The sequence below is a fragment of the Rhodospirillales bacterium genome (assembly GCA_016872535.1).
Taxonomy (GTDB): domain Bacteria; phylum Pseudomonadota; class Alphaproteobacteria; order Rhodospirillales; family 2-12-FULL-67-15; genus 2-12-FULL-67-15.
In genome coordinates this window covers 26,560-53,008 of the sequence record VGZQ01000005.1, presented here as the reverse complement: position 1 = coordinate 53,008, position 26,449 = coordinate 26,560, and the positions used below count along the sequence as shown (strand labels likewise).

The window sequence follows — 26,449 nt, the reverse complement described above, 5'->3', positions numbered from 1 at the left end:
GATACCCCAGGCCGTTTTGCTTTAGAGTCGATCCCGACTCGATATCTCCATTCTGTCATTCCCGCGAATGCGGGAATCCAGTTTTTTCAAAATCCTGGACCCCCGCTGGCGCGGGGGTGACGATTTCGTTTAATCGGGACATGCCCTAGCGGAGCTCGAAGCGATCCCCCGGAGGGCAAGCCCCGCACTTCGAGCGCTTGCAGGGCTTTCGCTCGGCGGCGAACGCGCCCGTCAACTGAAATACAGATTGCGCACCACGCTGGAGGCGCGCAGCGCCTCGCAATGGTCGGCGGCGACGATCCTGCCGCGCGCCAGCACGTAGCCGCGGGCGGCGACGCGGAGCGCCATTTCCGCGTTCTGCTCGATCAGCAGCACCGTGGTGCCCTCGCGGTGGACCGTCCGCAGCACCTCGAAATACTCCCGGATCAGCTTGGGCGAAAGCCCGAGCGAGGGCTCGTCCATGATCACGAGCCTGGGCCGGCCGATCAGCGCGCGCGCCAGCGCCACCATCGATTGCTCGCCGCCCGAGAGCGTTCCCGCCATCTGGCCGAGCCGTTCGGCGACGCGCGGGAAAATCCGCCCGACCGCCGCCAGCCGTTCGTCGAGGTCGCCGCCGCCCGGCCGCACCGCGTCGTAGCCGAGCCGGATGTTCTCGGCGACCGTCAGCTGCGGAAACAGCCGCCGGCCTTCCGGCACGAAGCCGACGCCGAGGCGGGGAATGCGCTCGGTGCCGGTCCGGGCGACGTCGGCGTTCATGACACGCGCGGTCCCCGCGACCGGCGCGATCAGGCCGGCGAAAACCTTGAACAGGGTGGTCTTGCCCGCGCCGTTGGGGCCGAGCACGCAGACGATCTCGCCCTCGCCGACGCGGAGATCGATCTCGCGCAGCATCGGCACCGAACCGTAATTGGTCGAAACTCCGGCCAGTTCGACGCTCACGGCTGCGCGCTCCCGAGATAGGCTTCCTGGACGCGGCGGTTCTGCCGGACCTCGGCGAACGGCGCGTCCGCGATCTTGCGGCCGTAGTCGAACACCACCACCCGGCCGGGCAGCGTCGCCACCAGCCGCATGTCGTGTTCGACCACGATAATGGTCAGGTCCGGGCTTTCGCTTTTCACCTTGCGGATGTCGGCGATCAGCGCGTCGGTGTCGCGGTCGTCCATGCCGGCGGTCGGCTCGTCGAGCAGCAGCAACTTGGGTTCGGACGCCAGCGCGCGCGCGATCTCGAGCCGCCGCCGGTCGGCCTGGGCCAGTTCGCGGGCGTAGCGGAAACGCTGGTCGTACAAATCCCCGCCGACCCGTTTCAAGAGCCCGGTCGCGATCTCGGCGGCGCGGGCCAATTCGCGGCGCGAACGCGACGGCAGCAGCAACGCCTCGATCACCGAGGTGACGGTGCGGGTGTGCAGGCCGATGACCACGTTGTCGAGCACCGACAGGTCCGAAAACAACCGGCTCGCCTGGAACGTGCGCGCGACGCCGCGGGCGACGATATCGTGGGTCGGCCAGCCGGTAATGTCGTCGCCGTCGAATCGGATATGCCCCTCGGTCGGCCTGTAGATGCCGGTGACGACGTTGAACAGGGTCGACTTGCCGGCGCCGTTGGGGCCGATCACGGCGACGATCTCGCCGCGCTCGACCTCGATGTCGACCCGGTCGAGGGCGACGAGGCCGCCGAACCGGATGGTCAGTTCCCGGATGGACAACAGCGCGCCGCTCATCACCTGATCTCGTAATTGCGCAGCCGCTGCGGCAGCAGCCCCTGGGGACGGATCATCAGGAAGGCGATCACCACCACGCCGTAGAACAGCAGGCGATAGTCGGAATAGGCGCGCAGTTTTTCCGGCAGCAGGGTGAGCAGGAAGGCGCCGACGATCACGCCGACGATGTTGTCCATGCCGCCGACGATGACCATGGTCATCAAGGTCACCGACACCAGGAAGGTGAAATTATCGGGCGAGATGTAGCTGATGTAGAAGGCGTAAACGACGCCGGCGAACGCGGCCAGGAAGGCGTCGACCGCGAACGCCAGCACCTTGTACCAGACGACGTTGATGCCGACCGAGCGCGCCGCCACCTCGTCGGCGCGGAGCGCGTTCCACGCGAGCCCGATGCGCGAATGGTGGAGCCGGTTGGCGACGACGACGGCGAGCGCCAGCAGCGCCAGCGACAGGTAGTAGAAGTGGACCTGGAACGGCAGGGTGAAGCCGAAAATCCTCAGCGGCTGGGCGAAGCTGTAGCCGAACAGGCTCGGCGCCGGAATGCCGATCAATCCCTGGGCGCCGCCGGTCCATTCGAAATTGTTGAGCAGCTGATGGATGATGACGCCGCAGGCGATGGTCACCAGCGCGAGATACGCGTCGCGCGTGCGCATGGACGGCAGGCCGAGGACGAACCCGAACACGGTCGCCGCGAAGGCCGCGACCGGCAGCGTCAGCCAGAAGCTCCAGCCCCAATTGAGCGCGAGCAGGGCCGAGCAATAGGCGCCGATGCCGTAGGTGGCGCCGGTCGCGAAATTGGGAATGTTGGCGGAACCGAGTTGGAAGTTGAGGGCGATGCCGAGCACCGAATAGATCAGCGAGAGCACCAGCAGGTGCGAGTAGTAGGCGTTCTGGCCGAACAGGAACGGAAACAGCAGGACGATCGCCAGCCAGACGGCGGACGCGGTCCAGCGCGCCTGGCGGAACGAGTCGATCACCGCGGTTTCAAGTCGCGGAAAACGTTCCAGCGCCCAGAAGACGACGCCGAGGGCGGCCAGCAGGATCGCCACCAGGAACGGGTCGTTGGCCACCATGAACGCCCACAGGAACGCGGCGATTCCGAGGCTGACGGCGGCGACGAGGAGTTGCGCGCGCATGGGGGGTCACACTTTTTCCGGGACCGTCCGGCCGAGCAGCCCGGCGGGGCGGAAGACGAGAACCACGAGCACCAGCAGGAAGGCGACCACCAGGCGGTAGGCGGTGCCGTCGGGCATCACCGCCTGGACCAGGGTGTCGAGCGCGGCCAGCACCAGGCTGCCGACGATGGCGCCGGTCATGTTGCCGAGGCCGCCGATCACCGCCGCCGAAAAGCCGAGCAGCCCGGCGATGATGCCGAGATCGAACCGCATCAGGCCGATGTAACTGGCGTAAAAAACCCCGGCGACGGCGCCGGTCGCCGAGGCGATGAAGAACGTCGCCTGGAAAATGCGGTTGGGGTTGATGGCGAGCATGCGCGCCATGTCGAGGTCCTGCGACACGGCGCGGATATGCATGCCGAGGGTGGTGCGATGGAGAAAGAGGGTCAGCGCCGCGACCATCAGCACGGTCACGGCCAGCATCGACACCACCAGCCACGAGACGTTCACGCCGCCGATGACGGCCGCGTTGCCTTCGATCAGCACCGGAAAGGGATGGGGGTTCGAGCCGTCCGGATACACCAGCCGGATCAGTTCGCGCAGCACGATGCCGAGCGCGACGGTGGCGACCAGCGCCATCATCGGCGGCGCGGTGCGGAATCGTCGGATCATGACCCGGTCGAGCAGGATGCCGAGGACTCCGACGGCGAGTATCGAGATCAGGACGGCGACGAACAGGCCGGCCCCGGGCACCAGCGCCGACGCCGCCGACAGGCAGGCGATGGCGACGAACGGCGCCACCAGGCCGACGTCGCCGTGGGAAAACTGAATGACGTTGAGCACCCCGAACAGCAGGCTGAAACCGATGGCGAGCAGCGCGTAAATGGCGCCGAGCGCGAGCCAGTTGACGATCTGTTGGATGACCTGTTCCACCGGAAACTCCCGTTCGGATTCAACATTTTCCCGGGCGCGGGCGAGGGCCCGCGCCCGGGACTGTAGCGCGTCCGACGTCGTCTAGCGATGATCGCCGGTCACATCTTCGTCCACTTTCCGCCCTTGACGACGTAGAGCGAAATGGCGACCGACACCTCGGTCTGGCCGTTGGAATCGAACGTGGTCGTGCCCAGCACGCCGTCGTATTTGATGGCGCGGACGGCCTTGGCGATCGCCGCTTTGTCCGTGGTGCCGTGCTTTTTCATCACGTCGAGCAGGATGCCGATCGCGTCGTAGGCGAACGCCGTATAGTGCGAATGCGGCTCGGCGAACTTCTCCGCTTCGTAGGCCTTGATCATGGCGTCGTGTTTCGGGTTTTTCTGCGCCTCGCGCACGCCGGCGATGGTGCCTTCCGCGGCGTCGCCGGCGATCTCGATCACCTTCGGATCATAGATGCCGGAAATGCCGTACATCGGAACGTTCATGCCGACTTCCTTCATCTGCTTGCGCACGATGCCGGCCTCGGTGACGACCCCGCCGAAGTAGAGCCCTTGGGCGTTGGCGGCCTTGAGCTTGGTCAGCATCGGGCGGAAATCGGTGGTGCCGACCGGGGCCGCGTCGGCGGCGACGATTTTGCCGCCGGCTTTGCCAAACAGATCGGTGAACGAGACGGTGTTCTGCTTGCCGTAGTCGCTGGTATCGGACACGATCACCAGGGTCTTAACATTCAGATTCTTGGCGATCGTTTCGGCGAGGGGAGCGTTTTCGGCGGTCAGCGTCGGCGTGACCCGGGTGACGAAGGGCAGGTTCTGTTCGGTGACGCGCGGGCTGATGGCGCCCCAGACGATAAACGGCACGCCGGAGCGGTTGAACACCGGGGTGGTCGCCAGCGCGACCGGGCTGTTCCAGTGGCCGATGGCGGCGACCACGGCGGGGTCGTTCACCAGCTTGGTCGCCGCATTGACGCCGGTCGGCGGATCGGATGCGTCGTCGAGAATGACCGGCTCGATCTTGAACGGCAGGTTGGCGGCGTTGGCTTGGCGCACCGCGAGCTGGTAGCCATTGCGCGCGGCGAGCCCGTGGTGGGCATTGCCGCCGCTGAGCGGGCCGATGAACCCGATCTTGATGGTCTTTTGTTGGGCGTAGGAACCGGTGGGCAGGGCGAGGGCGCCGGCTGCGGCCGCGGCTGACAGAATTAACAACCTTCTACGGGCAATCATGAAGTCCTCCTCTGGTTGACGCGTTCAAGTGGATCGCTCTTCGGCGGGATTTCGTTCGTCAGGCGCCGCCGGCACCTTTTACGGCAAGCTAGATACCGTTCAGCGCCCGCACGATTTTTTCGGGCGTGATCGGCAGATCGAAAATCCTTTGGCCGATGGCGTCGGCGACCGCGTTGGCGATCGCGGGCGCGACCGGGGTCAGCGCCGGCTCGCCGATCCCCTTGGCGCCGAACGGGCCAAGGCCGCTCCGCGATTCCAGGATGATCGACTTGACCACCGGCACGTCCATGGCGGTCGGGATCAGGTATTCGCTGAAGGACGGCGTCATCAGCCGGCCGTCGCGGTAGATCATTTCCTCGGAGAGGGCGTAGCCCTGGCCCTGCGCCGCGCCGCCCTCGATCTGGCCTTCGACCGCGGCGGGGTTGATGCATTGGCCGACGTCGTGGCAGGCGACGCTTTTGAGCACGCTGACCTCGCCGGTTTCGGTGTCGACGGCAACCTCGATCGCATGCGCCCCGTAGGTAAAGTCGGGATAGGCCTGCCCCTGGCCGGTGACCGGATCCAGCCGGTCGGTGAAAGGCGCCCGGAAAATCGCCAGTTCGGAGCGTTGGATGCCTTCCGAGGCGCACAACCGCACCAGTTCGGCGAAGCCCATGGACTTGTCGGACCGGCTCGCGGCGGTAACCTTGTTGTCGGCCAGCACCACGTCCTCGGCCGCGACCCCGAAGGCTTTGGCGGCGCGCGCGGCGAGGCGATTGCGCACCGCCTCGGCCGCCACCCGCACGGCATTGCCGGTCATGTAGAGGGCGCGGGTCGCCGTGGTCGTGCCGGCGAGCGGCGTCACCGCCGAGTCGCTGTTGTAAACGACCACGTTGTCGAGCGTGACGCCGAGAATTTCGACCGCGATCTGGGCCAGCGCCGAAACCTGACCGGCGCCGATGTCGGTGACGCCGGAGCGAACCACGACGGTGCCGTCGACCTCGACCCCGACCCAGCCTTCCGAGGTGTCGTGCAGGAACGTGAGGCGGCCGTAGCTCTGCTGGTAGGCGGCAAGGCCGCGGCCGATGCGCACCGCGCCCTTGGCCTTGGTTTTTTCGCCCAGCGCCTGCCAGGCGAGATCGGCGCAGCGTTCGGTCCAGATCGCGCTCGGCGGCGGAAAGCCGGTGGCGGTCGGCTCGCCGGTCTTGAGGTAGTTGCGGCGGCGCAGTTCGAGCCGGTCGATGCCGAGGGTCTTGGCGATCTCGTCCATTTGCTGTTCGTAGGCGACGCAGGCCTGGGCCGAGCCGAACCCGCGAAAAGCGCTGGTATACATGTTGTTGGTGGCGACCGAGACGGCGTCGACCTTCAGATTCTCGATCAAATACGGCCCCGGCGCGGCAATGGTGCCGTAAAGCAGCACGTACGGGCTCAGGAACACGTAGGCGCCGGCGTCCGAAATCAAGCGTACCTCGAGCGCGGTGATCTTGCCGTCGCGCTTGACCCCGGTTTTGTAGCGCAGAATGAAGGGGTGGCGCTTGCCGTGCCCCATGAACGAATCCTCGCGCGTGAATTCGAGCCGCACGGGGCGGTGCGTAAATTTGGCGAGCAGCGCAAGATAGACCTCGACGGTGATGTCCTCCTTGCCGCCGAAGCCGCCGCCCACCAGCGCGCCCATGATGCGCACCTTGTTGTGGGGCACGCCGATGGCGTCGGCGATGAAGCGGAAATGCTCGATCACCTGGGTCGAGACCCGGATGTTGACGACGTCGTTCTCGTCGATCCAGGCAAGGCCGACCTCGGGCTCCAGGAACGCGTGCTCGATGAACTGGGTTCGGTAGGTGCGCTCGACCACCACGTCGGCGGCCGCGAACCCGGCGGCGACGTCGCCCTTGTTGATGGCGTGGCGGGCGACGACGTTGTCGGTGCCCTGCACGATCGGCGCGCCGGGACGCAAGGCTTCTTCGGGGTCGAACACCGCCGGCAGCGGCTCCAGCTTGTATTCGATCAGCTTCATCGCATGCTCGGCGATGTCCGGGCTTTCGGCGGCGATCAGGGCGAGCGGCTCGCCGTGGTAACGCACGCGCTCGCGCACCAGGATCTGCTGATCGGTCTTGAGTCGTGCCTGGCCGGTCTGGCCGGGAATGTCGGTGGGCGCCAGGCGGTCGGGCAATTCGCGCGCCGTCAGCACCGCGACCACGCCGGGCAGCGCCCGGGCCTTGCGCACGTCGAGCTTCACCAACCGCGCGCTCGGCAGCGGGCTGCGCAAAACCTTAGCGTGCAGCATGCCGGGCATGACGTAATCGCCGGCGTAGGGCGTGCGGCCGATCGCCTTGCCGGGCGCATCGGTGCGCGCCAGGGGCTTGCCTACTTGGCGGAAGGCAACGTTGGCCCGGGCCGTGGTCGGATCGAAGGATGTGCTCATCGCCGGCTCCTCTGGTTGCGCACTTCGGCGGCCGCCTCGCGCACCGCCTCGAACACCTTGGCGTAGCCGGTGCAGCGGCACAGGTTGCCGCTGAGGCCGACGCGAATATCCTCCTCGCTCGGGTTCGGTGTCATGCTGATCAACGATTGCGCGGCGACGATCAGGCCGGGCGTACAATAGCCGCATTGGATCGCGCCCTTCTCGACGAACGTCTTCTGCAGCGGGTGCATGTTTTCGTGGGTGCCGAGGCCGGCGGCGGTGACGATGTCGCGGCCTTCGACCGTCCATGCCAGCGTCAGGCAGGCATCGACCGCGACGCCGTCGATCAATACCGCGCAAGCGCCGCAATCGCCCTTTTCGCAACCGCGCTTGACGTCGACGAAGCCGGTGTCGCGCAGCGCCTCGAGCAGTGTGCGGTGGGGCGGGATCTCGACCTCGACGGTGCGGCCGTTGACCCGAAGCGCGAGGGCGCGGTCCTTGGGCATGGGTTTCCGGCTGGCTTTCTTTTTCGGCATGATGGCGGGTCTCCTCAGGATAACTGTTCCCACGCCTGCCCGAGCAGGCGGCGGACGAGCACGTGGACGCCGTGGCGGCGATAGGCGGCGGACGCGCGCACGTCGTCGATCGGGCGCGCGGCCGCGGCCGCGGCCTTGGCGGCGGATTCGATCAGCGCCGGGGTCAGGGTCTGGCCCTCGAGCATGGCCTCGGCCTCGCGCGCCCGGAACACGGTCGGCGCCACGGCGCCGAGGGCGATACGGGCCCGACGGCAGATGCCGCGCTCGATGTCCAGCGCCACGGCGACGCCGACCACGGTGATCGCGTCGCCCTTGCGCCGCGCAAGCTTGTAGAACAAGGCGCGCGAACGCGGCGGCGGCGCTTTCCACGAAATGCGGGTAATGAGTTCGCCCGGACGGCGGACGTCTTTCTTGTAGCCGGTGAAATAGGAAGCGATCGGCACCGTCCGTTGCCCGCGCGGCGACGCCAGGGTCAATTCGGCGTCGAGCGCGAACAGCGGCGGAACCAGATCGGCCGCGGGCGAGCCGCAGGCGATGTTGCCAGCGACGGTCGCGGTGTTGCGGACCATCTGTCCGGCGAACTGCCGCGCGGACTCGACCAGGGCAGGCGCGGTCTTGGCGATAATCGGCGAACGCAGCAGATCGGTGACCGTGGTGCGCCCGCCGATCGCGACCTTGCCGCCTGCCTGGCGGATGCCGCGCAAGGAGTCGAGCTTGTCGAGGGAAACCACCCGGCGGGGATTTTCCCGCCCGGCGCGCACGTCGACGATGAGATTGGTGCCGCCCGCCAGGGCGACCGCCCCCTTGGCCTTGAGCAAGGCAAGGGCGCCGGCGAGATCGCCGGGGCGGTCGAGATCGAAAGTCGCGTACATGTTCTCGCGTGCTCCTTTTAAATCTTAGCGGTGACGCACTTGACGCGGAAATAGCTGGTTAAGGCCGCCAGGCCCTTTTCCCGGCCGAAGCCGCTGTTCTTGACCCCGCCGAAGGGGGTCGAGACGCCGCCCGCGAAGTACTGGTTGATGAACACCTGACCGGCGTCGATGTCGCGCGCGAAGCGGAGCGCCTTGCCGATGTCGGCGGTGTAGATGCCGGCCACCAGGCCGTAGCGGGTGGAATTGCCGATGGCGACCGCTTCCTCGGGCGAATCGACCACCTGGACCGTCAGTACCGGTCCGAAGATTTCTTCCTGCGCCACTTCGTCGGTCGCTTTGACGTTATCGAAGATGGTCGGCGCGAAGAAGTAGCCGCCTTCGAGCCCGGCAACCGCCGCGGGCTTGCCGCCGGTCGCCACGGTGACGCCGCGCTTCTTCGCTTCGGCGACGAAACCGCTCACGCGCTTCAGTTGTTCGTCGGATACCAGGGGGCCGAGCGGCGCATCGTCGAGGCCGTGGCCGAGCACCAATTTTTCCGCGCGCGCCACCAAGCGTTCCATCATGGCGTTGTGCAGGCGGCGCTCGACCACCAGGCGCGAACCGGCCGAGCAGACCTGTCCGGCGTTGGTGTAGATCGCCTTCAAGGTGCCTTCGACGGCGGCGTCCAGATCGGCGTCGGCCAGCACCACCACCGGCGACTTGCCGCCGAGTTCGAGGGTGACCGAGGCGACATGGTCGGCGGCGGCCTTCATCACCGCCTTGCCGGTGGGCACCGAGCCGGTGAAGGTGACGTGCGCCACGTCGGGATGCGCGGTCAGGGGCGCGCCGGCGTCGGGACCGAAGCCGGTGACGACATTGTAGACTCCAGCCGGCAGCCCGGCCTCGGCGAGAAGATCGGCCAGTAGGATCGCGGTCAGCGGCGTTTGTTCGGCCGGCTTGACCACGGCGGTGTTACCGGCGGCAAGGGCGGGCGCGATGCCGCGCGCCGTCGTCACCAGGGGATAATTCCAAGGAATGATGTGGGCGGTGACGCCGACCGGCTCGTGCAGGGTGAAGGAAATAAAGTCGGGGCCGAGAGGAATGGTATCGCCCTGCAATTTGTCGGCGATGCCGGCGTAATACTCGAAATAGCCGGCGGCGGTTTCAATGTCGCCCAAGGATTCGCGCAAAGGCTTGCCGCAATCGAGAGTCTCGATCCGCGCGAGCTTCTCCTTGTCGCGGCGGATAAGGGCGGCGGTGCGGGTGAGAATCCGGCCGCGTTCGGCGGGCGACGTCTTGAACCACGGCCCCTTGAGGGCTTTCTTGGCGGCGGCGACCGCGCGATCGACATCCTCGGGTCCGCCGGCGGGAACCTCGGCGAAAGCGACCCCGGTCGCCGGATCGAGCGTGGCGAAGCGCTTGCCGCGAACGGCATCGACGCGTTCGCCGCCGATCACCATCTTGCTCGGCAATCCTTCGGGAATGGGCCGGCCGGAAATTTTATTCATGGCTGCCTCGCTTTCGGAAAAGGGGATACCTAGACGTCCCAACCGCCGTCGACGGCGAGTTCCTGGCCGGTGATATTGCGGCTTTCCTCGCTGCACATGAAGAGCACGGCGTTGGCGACGTCCTGGGGCGTGGTCACGCGCTTCAGCGCCATGTCTTGCACGTATTCTTCGTAGACCTGCTCGTAGGTCCATTCGCGCACGCGCGCCTTTTCCTGGCACAGCTTTTCCATGCGCGGCGTCTCGACGATGCCGGGGCAAACCACGTTGACGTTGATGTTGTGCTTGCCGACCTCGAGGGCGACGGTGCGGGTGATGCCGCGCACCGCCCATTTCGACGCGCTGTAGGATGTGCGCATGGGATAGCCGCGCAGGCCCGACGTGCCGCCGATGTTGACGATCTTGCCGCTTTTCTGGGCAATCATAGCCGGCACCACGTGCTTGATCGGCAGGAAGGTGCCGCGCACATTGGCGTGGATGACGTAGTCGAAATCCTCGACCTTGATGTCCTGGACCGGGGTTTCGATCGGGCCGGTAACGCCCGCGACATTGACCAGGATGTCGATACGGCCGCCGAACACCTCTTTCGCCTTCTGCGCCATCGCCGCGACCTGGCTTTCCACGGTCACGTCGCAGGCGACGATATGGGCTTTGCGGCCGAGCGCCTTGACTTCCTTCGCGACCTCTTCGAGCGCCTGAATGTCGCGCGCGGTGAGCAACAGATCGGCACCTTCGCGCGCGAGCGTCGTGGTGATGGCTGCGCCCATACCTTTGGCCGCGCCGGTCACGATCGCGTTCTTGTTGGCGAGTTTCATTGGGTCGGTTCCTCCTTGGATTTGCGATTCCGTTTCATCCGTCAATTACGCGCGCGGGACGGCGCCCCGTAGCCGCCGCCGCCGCAGCTGTCGACCACCACCACGTCGCCGGTGTTGAGGCGGATATTGGCTTTGCCGGGCATGTCCTCGGTCCGCCCGTCGGCGTAGGCGATGGTGACGCGGAAGGGCGCGCCCGCCTCGCCGCCGTGCATGCCGTAGGGCGGAATCAGCCGGCGTTCGAACATGGTGGTGACCGACATGTCCGGGCACATGACCCGGTATTCCCGGTGCAAGCCCTCGCCGCCGCGGTGCAAGCCGCGACCGCCGGAGCCGCGCCGGAGTTTCTGCGCTTCGATGCGAATGGGGTATTCGGCCTCGATCACCTCGGCCGGCGTGTTCATGACGTTGGACATGTGAACGCGGATCACCGGCCAGCCGTCGCGATCGAGCCGGGCGCCTTCGCCGCCGCCGTGCACTTCGTAAAGGGTGGTCCAGGCGCCGTCGGCGCGGCGGCCGCCGAACAGGACGAGGCCCGAGGTGGTCGGGCCGCCCGCGCTGGCGCGGCCGGGCAGCGCCGATTCCAGCGCGCGGAAAATGGCGTCGGCGACGCGCTGCGAGGTTTCGTGGTTGCCGCCGACCACCGGCTTGTCCGGGCCGGGTTCGAGCACCGAGCCGGGGCGGGTGACGATCTTGAGCGGGCGGTAGCAGCCGCCGCTCGGCTGGATGTCGGGGCCGAGCAGCGCCTTGGCGACGTAAAACACCGAGGCGGCGGTGATGAACGGCGTCGTGTTGACGGGCCCCGGCACCGCGTCGTCGCTCGCGGAGAAATCGAACGTCGCCTCGTCGCCCTTGACGTGGACCTTGACCCGGATCGCGATCCGTTCGCGCCCCGAACCGTCGTCGTCGAGCCAATCCTCGCCCATATAGGCGCCGTCGGGAACTTGGGCGATGGCGGCGCGCATCTGCGCCTCGGCGCGGTCGTGGATCGCGGCGATGGCGGCGAGAACGGTTTCGGTGCCGTGCTCGGCGAACAGCTGGGTCATGCGCAATTCGGCGGAGCGGGTCGCGGCCATTTGGGCCAGAATATCGCCCTCGCGCTCCTCGGCGCCGCGCACATTGGCGAGGATGAAATCGAGCTTTTCGCGATCCGGCCCGGCGGCGGTGAAGACGCGCAAGGGGGAAATGCGCAAGCCCTCCTGCCAGGCGTCGGTGGCGTGGGGCACGTAGCTGCCGGGAATCGCGCCGCCGGTGTCCGCCCAATGGGCAAGGTTGACGGCGAAGGCGCGCACGACGCCACCCTCGAAGATCGGGCGGATCGCCTTGACGTCGGGCAGGTGATTGCCGCCGACCTCGGGCAGGTTGAGAAACCAGACGTCGCCGGGGGCTAGGCGCTCCTTCGGCACGCGCTTCAGAAATTCGCGCACCGTGAAACTCATCACGCCGAGATGCATGGGTACGTCGCGGCCCTGGGCGACGAGAAAACCGTTGGCGTCGGTCACCGCCGACGACAGATCGCCCGCTTCGCGCAAAAGCGGCGAACGCGCCGAGCGCATGATGACCAGCGACATTTCCTCGGCGATCGCGGTCAGCGCGTTGCGGATCACCTCGAGGGTGACGGGATCGACGCCCGCGTTCGTGCCCGGGGTTCTCACGGCGCGCCTCCCACGTCGAGGAACAGGTGACCCCGTTCGTCCGGGGTGAGGGTCGCGTCGGGCGGCACCACCACGGTCGAGACCGCGTCCGCGATCACCGCCGGGCCGCGAATGGCCTTGCCGGGTTCCAAGTGGGCGCGGTCGTAGCGCGGCGTCGCCACCGGCCCCGAACGGTCGAACACGCAGGCTCCGGCGACCGGCGCGGACGTTTTTGAAGTCGCCGTGGGCGCCAGACCGAATGCGTCGTTGGTCCGCTGCGGGGCAAAAGCCCGGGTGCGGAGCGCGACCAGCTCCCACGGCTCGCCGGTGGCGAAGCCGTAGAGGCGCTCATGCCGGTCGCGGAAGCGCCGTCCCAGGTCGGCGGGATCGGCGAAGTCCGGATCGACAATCTCGACGGCGTAGCTTTGGCCGCCGTAGCGAACCGAGGCGACGTCCTCGAAGCGGATGTCGTCCGCGCGGTGGCCGGCCGCGAGCAGCGGCGCGGCGAGGCGCGCGCGGAGTTCCGTCCGGGCGGTCGCGATGCGGCCCGCGTCCCATGCGGCGAAGGGCATGCGCAGTGTGCGCTGCTGGGAATAGCTCATCTCGGCGGCGGCGCAACCGAGGGCGGAGAAAATGCTGGAGGCCGCCGGCACCACGACGCGCGCGATGCCGAAGGAGCGCGCCACCGCGGCCGCATGCATCGGGCCCGCGCCGCCGAAGGCGAGCAGGACGCAGCGCCGCCCGTCGACGCCGCGCTCGACCGTGATGCGCCGGAGCGCGCGAACCATCGTCTGGTTGGCGACGGCGACGACGCCGAGCGCGGTTTCGCGTGTGCCGAGCCCCGCGTCGGCGGCAAGCGCCGCGATGGCGCGGTCGGCGGCGGCGGGGTCGAGCCGCATGCCGCCGCCGAGCGGGCGGGCGGGATCGAGATAGCCGAGCGCGAGATTGGCGTCGCTGACCGTGGGTTTGGTACCGCCGCGGCCATAGCAGGCGGGCCCCGGTTCGGCCCCGGCGCTTTCGGGTCCCACGCACAACGCACCGTGGTCGACGTAGGCGATCGAACCGCCGCCGGCGCCGATCGATTCGACCGCAACCATCGGCTGGCGCAGCGGCCGCCCGGCCAAGGCGCGGTCGGTGGCGATTTCGGGGCGCCCGTCGTTGATCAGGCAAACGTCGGTGGTGGTACCGCCCATGTCGAAGCTGATGACGTGGTCGAGGGCGAGGTCGCGGGCGATGCGCGCGGCGGCGGCGACTCCGGCGGCGGGACCGGACATGGCCAGCGCCAGCGGCAGGTCGCGCAACGCTTCGGCGGACGCCATGCCGCCCGAGGAATGGAACAAGTGGATGCGCGTGCCGGCGGGCACGCGCCGGGTGAGATTGTCGAGATAACCGGCGGCGAGCGGCATCACGCTTGCGCTCAACGCCGTTGTCGCGGTCCGCTCGTACTCGCGCGCCTCGGGATTGACGCGGTTGGAAAGGGCGACGTAGGGGAAGCGGCGGCGCAAGCGCTCGCCGAGCCGTTCCTCGTGCGCGGGATTGGCATAGGCGTGAATCAACGACACGGCGACCGCCTCGGCGCCGCTCCGTTCGGAGCTTGCGATCGCCTTATCGGCGTCGGCGTCGCCGAGAGCCTTGAGGACATTGCCGTCGTGATCGAGCCGTTCGTCCACCTCGAAGCAGCGCTCGGGCGGCACCAGCGGGGGCAGCTTCGGCGTAACGTCGAGGCGGTAAAGCTCGCGCCGGTTTTGCCGGCCAATGGCGAGGGTGTCGGCGAAGCCCTTGGTCGTCACCAACGCGACCTTGGCGAGATGGCCCTCGATGATGGCGTTGGTGATCATGGTCGTTCCGTGGATCAGATCGCCGACGTCCTTCCAATCGAGCCCGACCGCCGCGAGCGCGTCGAACAAGCTATCGACCCGGTCGCCGGGGCGGGTCGGAACCTTGGCGATCCGGGTTTCGCCCGATGTCGTCGCGATCGCGACGACATCGGTGAACGTCCCGCCGATGTCCACGCCCACCCGCCAGCCGGCGGTGGCGGCTGCGGCCTTCTCAGCCACCGGCGAACGCCTTGGCCGCGTCGTCGAGCGCGCGTTCGAGGCGGTCGAACATCTCGTCGATCTGGGGCTCGGTGATGATCAAGGGCGGGCAAAGCGCGATGGTATCGTTGATCAAGGCGCGCACGATCAGACCGTGCTCGGCGGCCTTGTTCATGGTCCAGGCGCCCACTTTCCGGGCCGGATCGAAGTTGGTCCGGGTTTTCCTGTCGGCGACCAGCTCGATGCCGCCGATCAATCCGGCGGTGCGCACCTCGCCGACCAGCGGCCGGTCGGCGAGCGCCGCGAGCCGCTTTTGGAAGCGCGGGATCACGAAACGGACATGCGCGCCGATATCGCGTTCGTCGTAGACGCGCTGGGTTTCCAGCGCGACCGCCGACGGCACCGGATGGCCGGTGTAGGTGAAGCCGGTGCCGAAAATCCCGTAGCGGCGGCTGCCTTCGACCACCGCCTGGTAGATTTTCTCCGACAGCATCACCGCGCCGATCGGCTGGTAGCCCGAGGATAGCGCCTTGGCCAGCGTGATGAGGTCGGGTTTCAGACCGTAGGTCTCGGTCGCGAACATCCGGCCGGTGCGGTAGAAGCCGCTGATCACCTCGTCGACGATGAACAGGATGTCGTGCTTGGCGAGAATCGGCTGGATGCGCTCGAAATAGCCCTTCGGCGGCGGGATCACGCCTCCGGCGCCGAGGAACGGCTCGGCGATGAAGGCGGCGACGGTGTCGGGACCTTCCCGTTCGATCAGGGCTTCCAGGTTGGAGGCCAAGCGGGCGGCGAAGGCTTCCTCGGTCTCGCCCGGGTGGGCGTGATGATAAGCGTGCGGGCAATCGGTGTGCAGGATTTGCGCAATCGGCGTATCAAAGCCGTTGTGGGCGTAGGCAAGTCCGGTCAGGCAACCGGCGCCGACGGTGATGCCGTGATAAGCGCCGCGCCGTGCGATGATCTTTTTCTTGTTCGGGCGGTCGAGGACGTTGTTGTAGTACCACGCGAGCTTGATCTGGGTATCGTTGGCTTCCGAACCCGAGGAAGTGAAGAAGACCTTGGACATGGGCACCGGCGCGCGGCCGACCAGATAATCGGCAAGCTCGATCGCCGGCGACACCGCCTTGTGCGCGAAGTTGTGGTAGAATGGCAGAGTTTCCAATTGGCGCCGGGCGGCGTCGGCGAGGCGCTTTTCGCTGAAACCGAGCGACGTGCACCACAGCCCCGACAATCCCTCGATGTAGCGCTTGCCCCCTTCGTCGAAGACGTGGATGCCCTCGCCGCGGACAAAGATGTGCGGCCCGTTTTCTTGGTGGAGAGCGGCGTTGGTGAACGGATGCAGGTGCCGCCGAATGTCGCGCGCGTAGGGCGAATTGGGCTCGAGGCGCGAGGGGGCGGAAGACGCGGAGGACATGGGCGGGGGCCTTTCCGAAAGTTTCGAAATTCGGAACTTTGTTTTATTTAAAGAAAATGTTAAGATTTGTCCCAGGTCGAGTCAATACGGACAAAGTGGGATAACGCGAATGACGGTGGAAAAGGGGATTCTCGGTCGATACGCGCGCGTGCTCGATGCGGTTGCGGCGAGCCCGGGCGGACTGACGTTCGCCGAAATCATGCGCCGGACGGAACTGCCTCAGGGCACGGTTCATCGCCTGATCGGCGCATTGTTGCGTGTCGGCTATCTGGAGCCGAGCCAGAACCGGAAGATTTATGTCCTCGGCAGCCGCATTCTGCGCCTGTTGCATCTGCGCACGCCGCGCGAAGTGGTCGCCGATCTGGCTCGGCCGGTGCTCGAAAGCCTGGTCGAACGTTTCGCCGAAACGGCGTTCGTCGCCAAGCTCGAAGGCGAAAACGTGGAATCGATCGCCATGGTGTTGCCCGATAGCGAACGCCATTCCTACGTCCAGCCGGGACGGGTGATGCCGTTGCACGCCGCCGCTTCGGCCAAGGCGATCTTCGCGTTCCAGAACGATGAGTTTCTCGGCCGCGTGCTCGATCGGCCGCTGACGGCGTTCACGCCGAAATCGACCACCTCCAAGAAAAAAGTGCTGTCCGAACTGGCGGAGGTGCGCAAAGCCGGGTACGCCGCCTGCCTCGACGAACTGGATCCCGGCGTGTCGAGCTACGCTTGCCCGATTCATGTCCCCGGCGGCGTGTTCCATAGCGTCGGTCTGGTCGGTGTCTCGCAGCGCCTGGAACAAGTGCCCAGATCGACCATCGTCAATGCGCTGCGCGACGCGGCGCAAGCATTGCGGGAGCGCTTCGCGGGGCAGGCACTGGGGCAATGAGCGGGCGACGGGGTGATTCATGACGGCAAGCCTGCGCAGCTATCTGCGCTTACTCGAAAGTCGCGGCCAATTGCTGACGGTGCGCAAGGCAGTCGATCGGCGATTCGAGTTGAACGCCGTGGTGCGGAAGATTCAAATGGGCCCGAATTTGCCGGTCCTGTTCGAAAAGGTGCGCGGCACCCGCTATCCGGTGGTCAGCAATATCTTCGGCAACTATGGAATCATCGCTGAATTGCTCGGCGTCGACAAAAACAAGGTTGCCGCGCGGTGGAGCGAATTGACGACGACGGCGGAACCGATTTGCGACGAACATCCGACGGAAGGCGACGACTGGAAGGAGGTATCGCCTGCAGACGTTCCGCAGATCATCTTTTCGGAGAAAGACGCCGGACCGTACCTGACCGCAAGCGTCATCATCGCGCGCGATCCCGACAGCGGTGTCGTCAATCTTTCCTACCACCGCATGCAGATTATCGGCCCGGACGAACTGCGTTGCCGATTGAGCACCTCGGGCGATTTGTACCGGATCCAGCAGAAGATGGAGAAACGCGGCGCGCCGGTGCCCGCGGTGGTGGCCATCGGCATGCCGCCGGCGGCGATATTGGCCGGCGCAGCGACGATCGGGCCGACCGCCAGCGAATACGATTTGGCCGCGCGCATTTCCGGGCGGCGTTTCCCGATGCGACCGTCGCCGATCTCGGGCTTGCCGGTGCCGGCGACCACCGAATTTCTGATCGAAGGCGAAATCCTCCCCAACGTGCGGCGCCCGGAAGGCCCCTTCGGCGAATGGATGGATTATTACGTGCCGGTGATGGACAACCACGTGTTCACGGTGAAGCGCGCTTATGCCCGCAAGGACGCGGTTTTTTACGCGATCAGCTCCGGCTCGAGCGAGGAATTGGCGATGAGCGCGGTGCCGCTCGCGGGCGGAATTTACAACGGCATTCGCACCTGGGTGCCCGCCGTCCGCGACGTAACCTGTTTTCCGCTGTTGCAATTCTGCGCGGTGCAGATCGCCAAGACCGCGGACGGGCAAGCCCAACGGGCGATGTTGGCCGCCTTCGGCGCCGAAATGAACCGCATCCTTTATTGCGTGGTGGTGGACGAGGACGTCGATATCCACAATTGGAACGACGTGCTGTGGGCGATGGCGACCCGCTGCCGCCCCGATCGGGACATCATGCAAATTCCCGGCGTGCCGTCATTCGCCCGCGACCCTCATCGCATGCATTGGGGGCGCTTGGGAATCGACGCTACCAAGCCGCTCGAACACGTCGAGGCCTTCGAGCGGAAAAAAGCCCCGGGCCTTAACGAACTGAAACTCGAGGATTACATCAAGAACTGACCATCACGGATAACAGGGAGAACGATCATGTTGCGACGCACGATGAACGCAATAGGCCGGCGCCTTCTCGGGCTGGCCCTGGCGCTGGCGCCCGTTTCCGCCGGCGCCGCGGATAACGTCAGTTTCGCGCTCGATTGGGTAGTGAACGGGACCCACAGCGGCTACTTTACGGCGCGCGAGAAAGGATTTTACAAGGACGTCGGGTTGGAGGTGACGATCGCGCGCGGGTTCGGCTCGGGCGATACCATCAAGCGCGTCGCCGCGGGATCGGCGCTGATCGGCCTTGCCGATACCGGCGCGATTATCGCCGCCCGCGCCAACGACGACATTCCGGTCCGCATCGTCGCTATGATCTACGACCGGGCGACGCTCGGGCTGATCTATCTCGCGCAATCGGGGATCAAGGCGCCCAAGGACCTCGAAGGCCGGGCGATCGGTCGCTCCGCCTCGGGCGCGTCGGTCAACATGTTTCCGGCGTTTCTCAAGGTCAACGGCATCGATCGGAGCAAAATCCGCGAAGTGGTGGTGGATGGCGCCACCTTCCTGCCGCTGTTGATGTCGGGGCAGGTCGATGCGGTGCTCGAGCAAAGCATCAACATCGGCAAATTCCGCCGCGCCGCGGCGCAGCAGGGCAAGACCGCGCTCGGCATGCGTTATTCCGATTTCGGCCTCGAAGCCTACGGTAACGCCATTCTGGTGCGGACCTCGACCGCGCAGGAAAAATCCGACCTTGTCCGCCGGTTCGTGGCGGCGTCGCTGAAGGGCATCGCCTACGCCTTCGACCATCCCGACGAGGCGATCGCCATCCTGCGCAAACACCATCCGGAAGTCGATGCAAACGCGGCGATGGACGAACTCACGACCCTCAAGGAGATGCAAACGACCGCCGAACTCCGCCGCGTCGGACTTGGCCATATCGACCGCAATCGGATGGAAAAAACGCGCGACAACATTACGCCCGCGTTGTCGCTCAAGCGGACCGTCCCGGTCGAGGACATCTACCTGACCGGATATCTGCCCGCGATGCCCGTCGTGCCCGCCGGCAAATAGATCCGGAAGCGCCGCGATGGTCGTTATCGCGTCGCCGTCGGCGGTCGCGCCGCCGCTCGTGTCGCTCGCGCGCGTGGCGAAGCGCTTCGTCACGCGCGCCGGCGCCGACGTCGAGGCGCTGCGCGAGCTCACCCTGTCGATTCCGCGCGACCAGTTCGTGACGGTGGTGGGCCCGAGCGGGTGCGGCAAGAGTACGCTGATGAAGCTGATCGGCGGCATCACGCCGCCCACGCAAGGAGAGATTCGGCTCGACGGACAGATTCTCAGCCGGCCGTCGCGCAAGATCGGCATGGTGTTCCAGCAGCCGGTGCTGCTGCCGTGGCGCTCGGTGCTCGACAATGTTCTCTTTCCGATCGAAATGCTCGGCTGGCCGGTGACCGACTATCGCGACGAGGCGCGGCGCTTGATCGAACTGGTCGGCCTCGGCGGCTTCGAAGGCGCGTTGCCGAGCGAGTTGTCGGGCGGCATGCAGCAGCGGGTGTCGATCTGCCGCGCCCTGGTGTACGACCCGGAAATGTTGCTGATGGACGAGCCGTTCGGCGCGCTCGACGCCATGACGCGCGAAGACCTGAGTTTCGAACTGCTGCGCATCTGGAACGAACGGCGCAAGACCGTGGTGTTCGTCACCCATAGCATCGCCGAGGCCGTGTTGCTGGCCGATCGCGTCATCGTCATGACGGCGCGCCCCGGCCGGGTCGTGATGGACGTCCCCATTGACTTGCCGCGCCCGCGCGCCCCGAGCACCGAATTTACGCCCGAGTTCACCCAATACCTGCGGACGATCCGCAAGGCGATTTACGCCGAGCGGCGGGAGCGCTGACGCCGATGGCCTGGGTCCGATATCGCCGCTCGGCTGTCGAATACGCGCCCGCGATCCTGACTCTCGCCGGCCTGATCGTCGCGTGGGAAATTCTGTGCCGCGCGCTGGACGTGCCCAAGTGGCTGCTGCCGGCGCCGAGCCACATCGCGATCGAAACCTGGGAGATTCGCGCGGTTCTGCCGTTGCATTTCTTCGCGACCCTGACGGCCATCGTCGGCGGATTTTTCATCGCCATCGCCGTCGGTATTCCGCTCGCCATCCTGGTGGTTTATTCGCCGTTTCTGCGCCGGGTGATTTACCCGATCCTGTTGATGCTGCAATCGGTGCCCAAAGTCGCGCTCGCGCCGCTTTTGCTCCTGTGGATCGGGTACGGCATGACGTCGAACATGGTCGTCGCCGCGACGGTGGCATTTTTTCCGATCGTCATTAATACGGCCACCGGGCTGGAATCGGTGAATGCCGAATTGCTCGAGTTGACGCGCTCGTTCGATTCCAGCGCATGGCGCGTGTTCTGGCGCGTGCGGTTGCCGTGGGCGATGCCATACGTGTTTTCGAGCTTCAAGGTCGCCATCACACTTGCCGTCATTGGCGCGGTCGTGGCCGAATTCGTCGGCGCCGACAAAGGCCTCGGCTATCTGATCATATCGAGCGCCGGGGCGATGAAGACGTCGATCATGTTCGGGATGTTGGTCATTCTCTCGCTCACCGGGATCACGTGTTTCTATGTTGTGGCCTGGACCGAACGCTGGCTGTGCCCGTGGTATCTGCCGGCCGAAGTCGATCCCGCGAAAGGCTGACCCGCGCCCGCAAACGGCCCTGGCGGTCGAGTTCCGGATTGCGGAACAACGCATTGCATTCGCGCCGGAATGGTTGACGCCAAAAACCGTAGACGCTTAGATGTTTCGACAACCTCGCGGAGACGGGGTGGCGAATAATGGCAGCGGGAGAACGGCTTTTCGGGGCGAGGCGGTACGTGCCATCGAACGTCTTGAGCTTTCCGGTCGCTGAAAAATTCGCGGGAGCGCCCGCGAACGCCAATACCGCTGCGGCCGCTCTCATTCAACTCGACGGCGTCAGCAAGACGTTCCGTACCACCTCCGGGGGCACGGTCAAAGCTCTCGACCAGGTCAACCTGACCATCGGGTCCAGCGAATTCGTTTCCGTGGTCGGTCCGTCGGGCTGCGGCAAGACCACGCTTCTGCGCATCATTGCCGGCCTGGAAGGCGATCATGGCGGCACGTTCCGGCTGGCGGGCGAGACCGTGACCGGGCCGAGCCGCGACATCGGCATCGTGTTTCAGGACGCCACGTTGTTGCCGTGGCGCACGGTTCTCAACAATGTCCTGCTGCCCGCGCAGGTGCTGCGGTTGGAAAGCGCCTCGGCGTTGGCGACGGCCCGCCGGCTTCTCGAATTGGTCGGCCTCAAGGGCTTCGAGGACAAGTATCCGCATGAGCTGTCGGGCGGCATGCGCCAGCGCGTTTCGATCGCGCGCGCGTTGGTTCACGATCCGGCGGTGTTGCTGATGGACGAGCCGTTCGGCGCGCTCGACGCGCTGACGCGCGAAACCATGGGGTTGGAGCTGCTGAAAATCTGGGACACGGCGCGCAAGACCGTATTTCTCATCACCCACTCGATCACCGAGGCGGTATTCCTGAGCGACCGGGTGATCGTGCTGTCGCCGCGCCCGGGACGCATTCTCGCCGACGTGCCGATTGCGTTGCCGCGCCCGCGCAACCTCGACATGTTGAGCGACGAGACCTTCGGAACGTTCACCCGCCGCATCCGGCGGGTGCTCGATGCCAGCGCCGCGCCGCCGGCCTGAGAATGGAGCCGCCCGATGATGCAGCCCGCAAGCGATACCGCCACCGTGCCGTTGGAGCCGCAAGGCCGGTCATTCGGGTGGCACACCGTCCTCGCCAAGCCGGAATATTATCTCGCGCCCGCGTTCCTGGTTCTGCTGCTGGTGGTGTGGGAAGGCTCGGTCCACGCCTTCGGCGTCCCCGACTACATTCTGCCGCCGCCGACCAAGATCGCCGTGTCCCTGTTCGCCGGAATCAAGTCGGGATTGTTCCTCCATCATTTTCTGGTCACCGCCTTTCAGGCGCTCTGCGGATTCGCCTTGGCGTCGGTGTTGGGCATCGGCATCGGCGCCCTGGTCGCCCAATTCTGGATCGTCGAGAAAACCGTTTATCCCTATCTGGTCGCCCTGCAGACCCTGCCCAAGATCGCCATTGCCCCCTTGATCATCATCTGGGCCGGCTACGGCATCCAATCGAAGGTGGTGATCGCGGCGCTGGTGTCGTTCTTCCCGGTGCTGGTCAACACCATCGTCGGCCTCAAGACCTGCGACCAGGGCAAGCTCGACCTGATGCGTTCGCTCCGCGCCACGCGCTGGGAAACCTTCCGCATGGTCAAGCTGCCCAATGCGCTGCCGTTCGTGTTCGCCGGGCTCAATATCGCGCTGATCTTCAGCATCTTGGGCTCGATCGTCGGCGAATTCGTCGGTTCGAAATCCGGCCTCGGCAATCTCATTCTCGAGGCCAATTTCCAATTCAACATCGCCCAGGTATTTGCGATCCTCGTCATTCTCGGCGTTTTCGGGGTATCGTTGAACCTGATCATCCAGGCATTTCAGCGCCGTCTCGTGTTCTGGAGTCGCGGCGCCGACTTGCACACGGTCTAACCCAATCAACCAACGATCCCGGACGGCAACCGGGGCACGTCAACCCAAGGAGGTCAACATGTTCAGACATTCGATCATGCGCCTGGCGGCTCTGATTCTCGCCGCCGTTGTTATCGGCGGCACGGCGCACGCCCAACAAAAGACCAAGCTCGTTTTTGCTCCGACCACGACCAGCATTACGACCGGGCACGCGGCCCATTCCTCGATCCCGCTCTCGGCCGGTTTTTGGAAGGAGGAAGGCCTGGAGGTCGAGGTTATCGGCCTGCAAGGTTCGACCGCCGGTATCCAGCAGGTCGCCAGCGGCCAGGTTCACTTTTCGTCGGTCGGCGGCGAGGACGTGATGAAGGCGCGCGCCAAGGGCGTGCCGATCGTCGCGGTCTACACTTACGCCCGCAAGCCGATCTATCGTATCGTGTCGCTATCCGATACGCCGATCACCAAACCCGAGCACCTCAAGGGCAAGACCATCGGCGTGCCCAACATGGCGGTCGGCTCGGTTGCCTTCACCCGCGCGGCGCTCAAGACCGCGGGCATCGATCCGGACAAGGACGTGAAGTGGCTGGCGGTCGGCCTCGGTGCGCCGGCCCTGAACGCGCTCAAGAAGAAGGACATCGACGTATACGCCGTTTGGGACACGGAAGTCGCCTCCTTCGAGAACACCGGCGTCAAATTTAACTTAATCGTTCCGCCGTGGAATAACGAAATGCTCGGTAACGTCGTCATCACCCACGAGGACATCCTGAACAAGAATCCGGAGTGGGTCATCAAGATGGTGCGCGGGATCGCCAAGGCCAGCATCTACGGCCTTGCCAACCCCGACGCCTCGATCCGCAACCACTGGAAGGTCTATCCGCAAACCAAGCCGCAGGGTATGGACGAGGCCGAGGCGCTCAAGAAGGCGAAACACGTTTTCCTCTCGCGCTTCGATCTGATGCGGCTCGAGCCGGGCGTGAAATGGGGCCAGAATGTGGAGACAGTGTGGAAGCGGATGGCCGATCTTGCCATCCAGGAAAAACTCATTCCGGCGGACTTCAACGTCGCCGCCGCCTACACCAATCGCTTCATCGACGACATCAACCGCTTCGACGCCAAGAAAATCGAGGCGATGGCGAAGCAGTCGAAGTGGTAAGCCGACGTGGCCCGGGTTGATTTCCGTTTCCTGAACCGGGCCGAAGTCAGGTCGTTGTTGCCGCCAACCGGTGCGTTGCTCGAGATCGTCGCATCCGGGCTGGCGGCGCACGGCCGGCGCGAGGTGGTTCTCCCGCCCAAGGCGCACATCCAGCTCGACGACCGCTACAACGGCCATTTCAATATCCTGGTCGGGTGGGCGGGGCCGGTCGACACGGCGGGCGTCAAGGTGGTCGGCGACTACGTCGAGAATTACCGCCACGGTCTTCCGTCGGAAGTGGCGATGTTGACGCTGTATAACCCCCGCACCGGGGCGCCCAAGGCGCTGATGGACGCGACCGATCTCACCACCGCGCGCACCGGCGCGGTGACCGGGATCGGCGCCAAGCATCTGGCGCCGCCCGAACCCAAGATCGTCGGTCATGTCGGCGCGCGCGGCACGGCTTACGCCAATCTCGCGGCGCTGGCCGAACTCTACGATTTGGACGAAATTCGGATCACCAGCAAGCGTACCGCCACGCGCGAGGAACTGGCGCGCCGGGTGGAAACGACGCTCGGGGTCAAAGCGCGCGCCGTGGCGACGACGGAAGAGGCGGTGCGCGGCGCCGATATCGTCGTCGAGGCGACGCGGCTGGAACGGCCGGACATCCTGATCCGCGACGAATGGCTGAAGCCGAACGTCCTGCTGGTGACTTACGGCTGGATCATGGCGGTCGATCCGAAAACGGTGCGGGCCGCGGACAAGATCGTGGTCGACGATTGGGAACAATGCCGCAAGGGCGGCCAATTGTTCCCGATGATCGAAAGCGGCGAATTGACGCGCGCCAAGGTTCACGCCGAAATCGGCGAAATCGTCGCCGGGCGCAAGCCGGGCCGAACCGCCCCGGGCGAGCGGATCGTTTATTGGCACCGCGGCTTCGCCATCAGCGACATCATGCTCGGCGCCCATGTGTTGCGGCGCGCCGAGGAAGAAAAGATCGGTCAAATCATGACTCTCTTCGATCAGGAAGACGAATGACCGGAAAAGACAAGGCCCCCGATCTGCGGGGGTTTCTGGCCGAATTGGAGGCCGACGATCCGCACGGCATCCTGCGCATCGCCGAGCCGGTATCGCTCGATTACGACGTCACGGCCGTGGCGATGGAGCTTGAGCGTCAGGACCGCGCGCCGGTGCTGTGGTTCGAGCGGGTCGGCGACGGCCGTTTCCCCGTGGTCGCCAACGTGTTCGGCTCGCGCCGACGTTACGCCCGCGCGCTCGGCGTTGCCGAAGACAAGCTGATCGAGGCCTGGGCCGGTCTCGGCGACAAGCGCCTCCCGCCCAAGCTGGTGGACAAGGGGCCGATCCGCGACGTGGTGCTGACCGGCGACAGGGTCGACCTCGGCTACCTGCCGATCATGAATCACTTCAAGGAAGACGGCGGGCGCTACATCACCAACGGCATCGTCGTCGCCAAGGACCCGGAAACCGGCGTGCGCAACGCCAGCTTTCACCGCATGCAGGTCAAGGGGCGGACCCGGGTCGGCACCAGCCTGCACAGCCGCCGCCATCTCTGGAATTACGTCCAACGCGCCGAGGCCATGGGCTTGAAGCAGGTTCCGGTCGCGGTCATCGTCGGCGCGCATCCGATGTTCATTTTCGGCAGTGGCCTATGGAAGGGGCCGATCGACGCCGACGAATACGAAGTCGCCGGCGGTTTTCTCGGCCGGCCGCTGGAAATCGTTCCCGGCGTGACGGTGCCGGTCGAATCGCCGATTCACGCCGAGATCGTGCTCGAAGGCCATATTCTCTGCGGCGTGCGCGAACCGGAAGGCCCGTTCGCCGAATTCACCGGCTACGCCTCGGAACGTTCGACCCAGCAGGTGATCGAGTTCACCGCCATCACCCATCGCCGCGGCGCGATCTATCACGACATCATTCCCGGAATCTCGGACGAGCACATCGGCCTTTTGGCGGTGCCGCAGGAAGCGCGGCTCACGCGCGTGCTGCGCCAGAATTTCCCCAACGTCGTCGGCGTCGCCTATCCGAAATCCGGATGTTGCCGGTTTCACGCCTATATCGCGATGCGCGCGCCGGCGCCGGGCCAGGCCCGAAACGCGGCCGCCGCCGCGTTCGGCGACGATCTCAGCCTGAAATTGGTCGTGGTGGTGGACGACGACGTCGATATCCGGAGCGACCGGGACGTGATGTGGGCGATGGCGACGCGCTTTCAGGCCGACCGCGACGTCGACATTTTGCGCAACGCCATGGGCGCAATCCTCGACCCTTCCAACAACGCCGGCCTCACCGCCAAGATGATCGTCGATGCCACGCGGCCGAGCGCCGATTTCCCGCGCCGGCACACGCTGCCGGCGGACGCGGTCGGGCGCGCGCGGGCGTTGTTGACGGGGCGCTGAC

Annotated in this window: 23 protein-coding genes; 10 read left to right on the top strand and 13 right to left on the bottom strand. The window is 65.9% G+C overall.

Annotated features, from left to right (window positions below):
* Window positions 1-231: 231 nt before the first annotated feature.
* The 13 genes from FJ311_02235 to FJ311_02175 all read right to left on the bottom strand — a co-directional run bounded on the left by FJ311_02235 (window position 232) and on the right by FJ311_02175 (window position 16,154).
* Window positions 232-891, bottom strand: coding sequence for an ABC transporter ATP-binding protein (locus FJ311_02235; protein ID MBM3950255.1), 660 nt, complete (start codon window positions 889-891; stop codon window positions 232-234).
* 44 nt (window positions 892-935) lie between these two features.
* A complete protein-coding gene (locus FJ311_02230; GenBank protein MBM3950254.1) occupies window positions 936-1,718 on the bottom strand; it encodes an ABC transporter ATP-binding protein in 783 nt (260 codons plus the stop codon).
* Window positions 1,718-2,854 (bottom strand): branched-chain amino acid ABC transporter permease, encoded by a 1,137-nt coding sequence (locus FJ311_02225; protein MBM3950253.1) that lies wholly within the window; start codon window positions 2,852-2,854, stop codon window positions 1,718-1,720. Before FJ311_02225 ends, FJ311_02230 begins: the two co-directional genes overlap by 1 nt.
* A gap of 6 nt (window positions 2,855-2,860) precedes the next feature.
* Entirely contained in the window at window positions 2,861-3,766 is a 906-nt protein-coding gene (locus tag FJ311_02220; protein ID MBM3950252.1) for a branched-chain amino acid ABC transporter permease, read from the bottom strand.
* Between the two features lie 98 nt (window positions 3,767-3,864).
* Window positions 3,865-4,986 (bottom strand): branched-chain amino acid ABC transporter substrate-binding protein, encoded by a 1,122-nt coding sequence (locus FJ311_02215; protein ID MBM3950251.1) that lies wholly within the window; start codon window positions 4,984-4,986, stop codon window positions 3,865-3,867.
* Between the two features lie 88 nt (window positions 4,987-5,074).
* Window positions 5,075-7,387: a xanthine dehydrogenase family protein gene (locus tag FJ311_02210; protein ID MBM3950250.1), complete on the bottom strand. Its 2,313-nt coding sequence runs from the start codon at window positions 7,385-7,387 to the stop codon at window positions 5,075-5,077.
* On the bottom strand, window positions 7,384-7,872 hold the full coding sequence (locus FJ311_02205) for a (2Fe-2S)-binding protein (GenBank protein ID MBM3950249.1): 489 nt from the start codon (window positions 7,870-7,872) through the stop codon (window positions 7,384-7,386). The genes FJ311_02210 and FJ311_02205 overlap by 4 nt, the downstream gene beginning before the upstream one ends.
* A gap of 44 nt (window positions 7,873-7,916) precedes the next feature.
* Window positions 7,917-8,774 (bottom strand): xanthine dehydrogenase family protein subunit M, encoded by an 858-nt coding sequence (locus tag FJ311_02200; GenBank protein MBM3950248.1) that lies wholly within the window; start codon window positions 8,772-8,774, stop codon window positions 7,917-7,919.
* A 17-nt stretch (window positions 8,775-8,791) separates the two neighbouring features.
* Window positions 8,792-10,261 carry an aldehyde dehydrogenase family protein gene (locus tag FJ311_02195; protein MBM3950247.1) on the bottom strand — a complete coding sequence of 490 codons (1,470 nt, stop codon included), beginning with the start codon at window positions 10,259-10,261 and terminating at the stop codon, window positions 8,792-8,794.
* 29 nt (window positions 10,262-10,290) lie between these two features.
* Window positions 10,291-11,073: an SDR family oxidoreductase gene (locus FJ311_02190; GenBank protein MBM3950246.1), complete on the bottom strand. Its 783-nt coding sequence runs from the start codon at window positions 11,071-11,073 to the stop codon at window positions 10,291-10,293.
* A gap of 41 nt (window positions 11,074-11,114) precedes the next feature.
* Entirely contained in the window at window positions 11,115-12,725 is a 1,611-nt protein-coding gene (locus FJ311_02185; GenBank protein ID MBM3950245.1) for a hydantoinase B/oxoprolinase family protein, read from the bottom strand.
* Window positions 12,722-14,761, bottom strand: coding sequence for a hydantoinase/oxoprolinase family protein (locus FJ311_02180; GenBank protein ID MBM3950244.1), 2,040 nt, complete (start codon window positions 14,759-14,761; stop codon window positions 12,722-12,724). Before FJ311_02180 ends, FJ311_02185 begins: the two co-directional genes overlap by 4 nt.
* Complete coding sequence (locus FJ311_02175) at window positions 14,754-16,154, bottom strand: aminotransferase class III-fold pyridoxal phosphate-dependent enzyme (GenBank protein ID MBM3950243.1); 1,401 nt, start codon at window positions 16,152-16,154, stop codon at window positions 14,754-14,756. The genes FJ311_02180 and FJ311_02175 overlap by 8 nt, the downstream gene beginning before the upstream one ends.
* Between FJ311_02175 and FJ311_02170 the strand changes: the two genes are divergently transcribed.
* From FJ311_02170 to FJ311_02125, 10 genes are all read left to right on the top strand, one after another.
* On the top strand, window positions 16,153-17,028 hold the full coding sequence (locus FJ311_02170) for an IclR family transcriptional regulator (GenBank protein ID MBM3950242.1): 876 nt from the start codon (window positions 16,153-16,155) through the stop codon (window positions 17,026-17,028). The two genes, FJ311_02175 and FJ311_02170, sit on opposite strands and share 2 nt — an antisense overlap.
* Window positions 17,029-17,047: 19 nt before the next feature.
* Window positions 17,048-18,373 carry a UbiD family decarboxylase gene (locus FJ311_02165; protein MBM3950241.1) on the top strand — a complete coding sequence of 442 codons (1,326 nt, stop codon included), beginning with the start codon at window positions 17,048-17,050 and terminating at the stop codon, window positions 18,371-18,373.
* Window positions 18,374-18,400: 27 nt separating this feature from the next.
* A complete protein-coding gene (locus tag FJ311_02160; GenBank protein ID MBM3950240.1) occupies window positions 18,401-19,423 on the top strand; it encodes an ABC transporter substrate-binding protein in 1,023 nt (340 codons plus the stop codon).
* A gap of 16 nt (window positions 19,424-19,439) precedes the next feature.
* Window positions 19,440-20,243, top strand: a complete 804-nt coding sequence (locus FJ311_02155; GenBank protein ID MBM3950239.1) for an ABC transporter ATP-binding protein — start codon at window positions 19,440-19,442, stop codon at window positions 20,241-20,243.
* 5 nt (window positions 20,244-20,248) lie between these two features.
* A complete protein-coding gene (locus FJ311_02150) occupies window positions 20,249-21,040 on the top strand; it encodes an ABC transporter permease (protein MBM3950238.1) in 792 nt (263 codons plus the stop codon).
* A gap of 137 nt (window positions 21,041-21,177) precedes the next feature.
* Window positions 21,178-22,065: an ABC transporter ATP-binding protein gene (locus tag FJ311_02145; protein ID MBM3950237.1), complete on the top strand. Its 888-nt coding sequence runs from the start codon at window positions 21,178-21,180 to the stop codon at window positions 22,063-22,065.
* 15 nt (window positions 22,066-22,080) lie between these two features.
* Complete coding sequence (locus tag FJ311_02140) at window positions 22,081-22,926, top strand: ABC transporter permease (GenBank protein MBM3950236.1); 846 nt, start codon at window positions 22,081-22,083, stop codon at window positions 22,924-22,926.
* Window positions 22,927-22,984: 58 nt separating this feature from the next.
* Window positions 22,985-24,055 carry an ABC transporter substrate-binding protein gene (locus FJ311_02135; GenBank protein ID MBM3950235.1) on the top strand — a complete coding sequence of 357 codons (1,071 nt, stop codon included), beginning with the start codon at window positions 22,985-22,987 and terminating at the stop codon, window positions 24,053-24,055.
* Window positions 24,056-24,061: 6 nt separating this feature from the next.
* The gene (locus FJ311_02130; GenBank protein ID MBM3950234.1) at window positions 24,062-25,072 is read left to right on the top strand and encodes an ornithine cyclodeaminase family protein; all 1,011 of its coding nucleotides are present in this window, start codon (window positions 24,062-24,064) and stop codon (window positions 25,070-25,072) included.
* Window positions 25,069-26,448, top strand: a complete 1,380-nt coding sequence (locus tag FJ311_02125; protein ID MBM3950233.1) for a UbiD family decarboxylase — start codon at window positions 25,069-25,071, stop codon at window positions 26,446-26,448. The genes FJ311_02130 and FJ311_02125 overlap by 4 nt, the downstream gene beginning before the upstream one ends.
* The last annotated feature ends 1 nt before the right edge of the window (window position 26,449 follow it).

Coding starts and splice junctions, on each gene's coding strand:
- FJ311_02145 (MBM3950237.1), top strand. CDS start 21,178: ATGGCAGCGGGAGAACGGCTTTTCGGGGCGAGGCGGTACGTGCCATCG.
- FJ311_02230 (MBM3950254.1), bottom strand. CDS start 1,718: ATGAGCGGCGCGCTGTTGTCCATCCGGGAACTGACCATCCGGTTCGGC.
- FJ311_02125 (MBM3950233.1), top strand. CDS start 25,069: ATGACCGGAAAAGACAAGGCCCCCGATCTGCGGGGGTTTCTGGCCGAA.
- FJ311_02150 (MBM3950238.1), top strand. CDS start 20,249: ATGGCCTGGGTCCGATATCGCCGCTCGGCTGTCGAATACGCGCCCGCG.
- FJ311_02235 (MBM3950255.1), bottom strand. CDS start 891: ATGCTGCGCGAGATCGATCTCCGCGTCGGCGAGGGCGAGATCGTCTGC.
- FJ311_02210 (MBM3950250.1), bottom strand. CDS start 7,387: ATGAGCACATCCTTCGATCCGACCACGGCCCGGGCCAACGTTGCCTTC.
- FJ311_02200 (MBM3950248.1), bottom strand. CDS start 8,774: ATGTACGCGACTTTCGATCTCGACCGCCCCGGCGATCTCGCCGGCGCC.
- FJ311_02165 (MBM3950241.1), top strand. CDS start 17,048: ATGACGGCAAGCCTGCGCAGCTATCTGCGCTTACTCGAAAGTCGCGGC.
- FJ311_02225 (MBM3950253.1), bottom strand. CDS start 2,854: ATGCGCGCGCAACTCCTCGTCGCCGCCGTCAGCCTCGGAATCGCCGCG.
- FJ311_02135 (MBM3950235.1), top strand. CDS start 22,985: ATGTTCAGACATTCGATCATGCGCCTGGCGGCTCTGATTCTCGCCGCC.
- FJ311_02140 (MBM3950236.1), top strand. CDS start 22,081: ATGATGCAGCCCGCAAGCGATACCGCCACCGTGCCGTTGGAGCCGCAA.
- FJ311_02170 (MBM3950242.1), top strand. CDS start 16,153: ATGGGCGGGGGCCTTTCCGAAAGTTTCGAAATTCGGAACTTTGTTTTA.
- FJ311_02215 (MBM3950251.1), bottom strand. CDS start 4,986: ATGATTGCCCGTAGAAGGTTGTTAATTCTGTCAGCCGCGGCCGCAGCC.
- FJ311_02195 (MBM3950247.1), bottom strand. CDS start 10,261: ATGAATAAAATTTCCGGCCGGCCCATTCCCGAAGGATTGCCGAGCAAG.
- FJ311_02205 (MBM3950249.1), bottom strand. CDS start 7,872: ATGCCCAAGGACCGCGCCCTCGCGCTTCGGGTCAACGGCCGCACCGTC.
- FJ311_02155 (MBM3950239.1), top strand. CDS start 19,440: ATGGTCGTTATCGCGTCGCCGTCGGCGGTCGCGCCGCCGCTCGTGTCG.
- FJ311_02175 (MBM3950243.1), bottom strand. CDS start 16,154: ATGTCCTCCGCGTCTTCCGCCCCCTCGCGCCTCGAGCCCAATTCGCCC.
- FJ311_02190 (MBM3950246.1), bottom strand. CDS start 11,073: ATGAAACTCGCCAACAAGAACGCGATCGTGACCGGCGCGGCCAAAGGT.
- FJ311_02160 (MBM3950240.1), top strand. CDS start 18,401: ATGTTGCGACGCACGATGAACGCAATAGGCCGGCGCCTTCTCGGGCTG.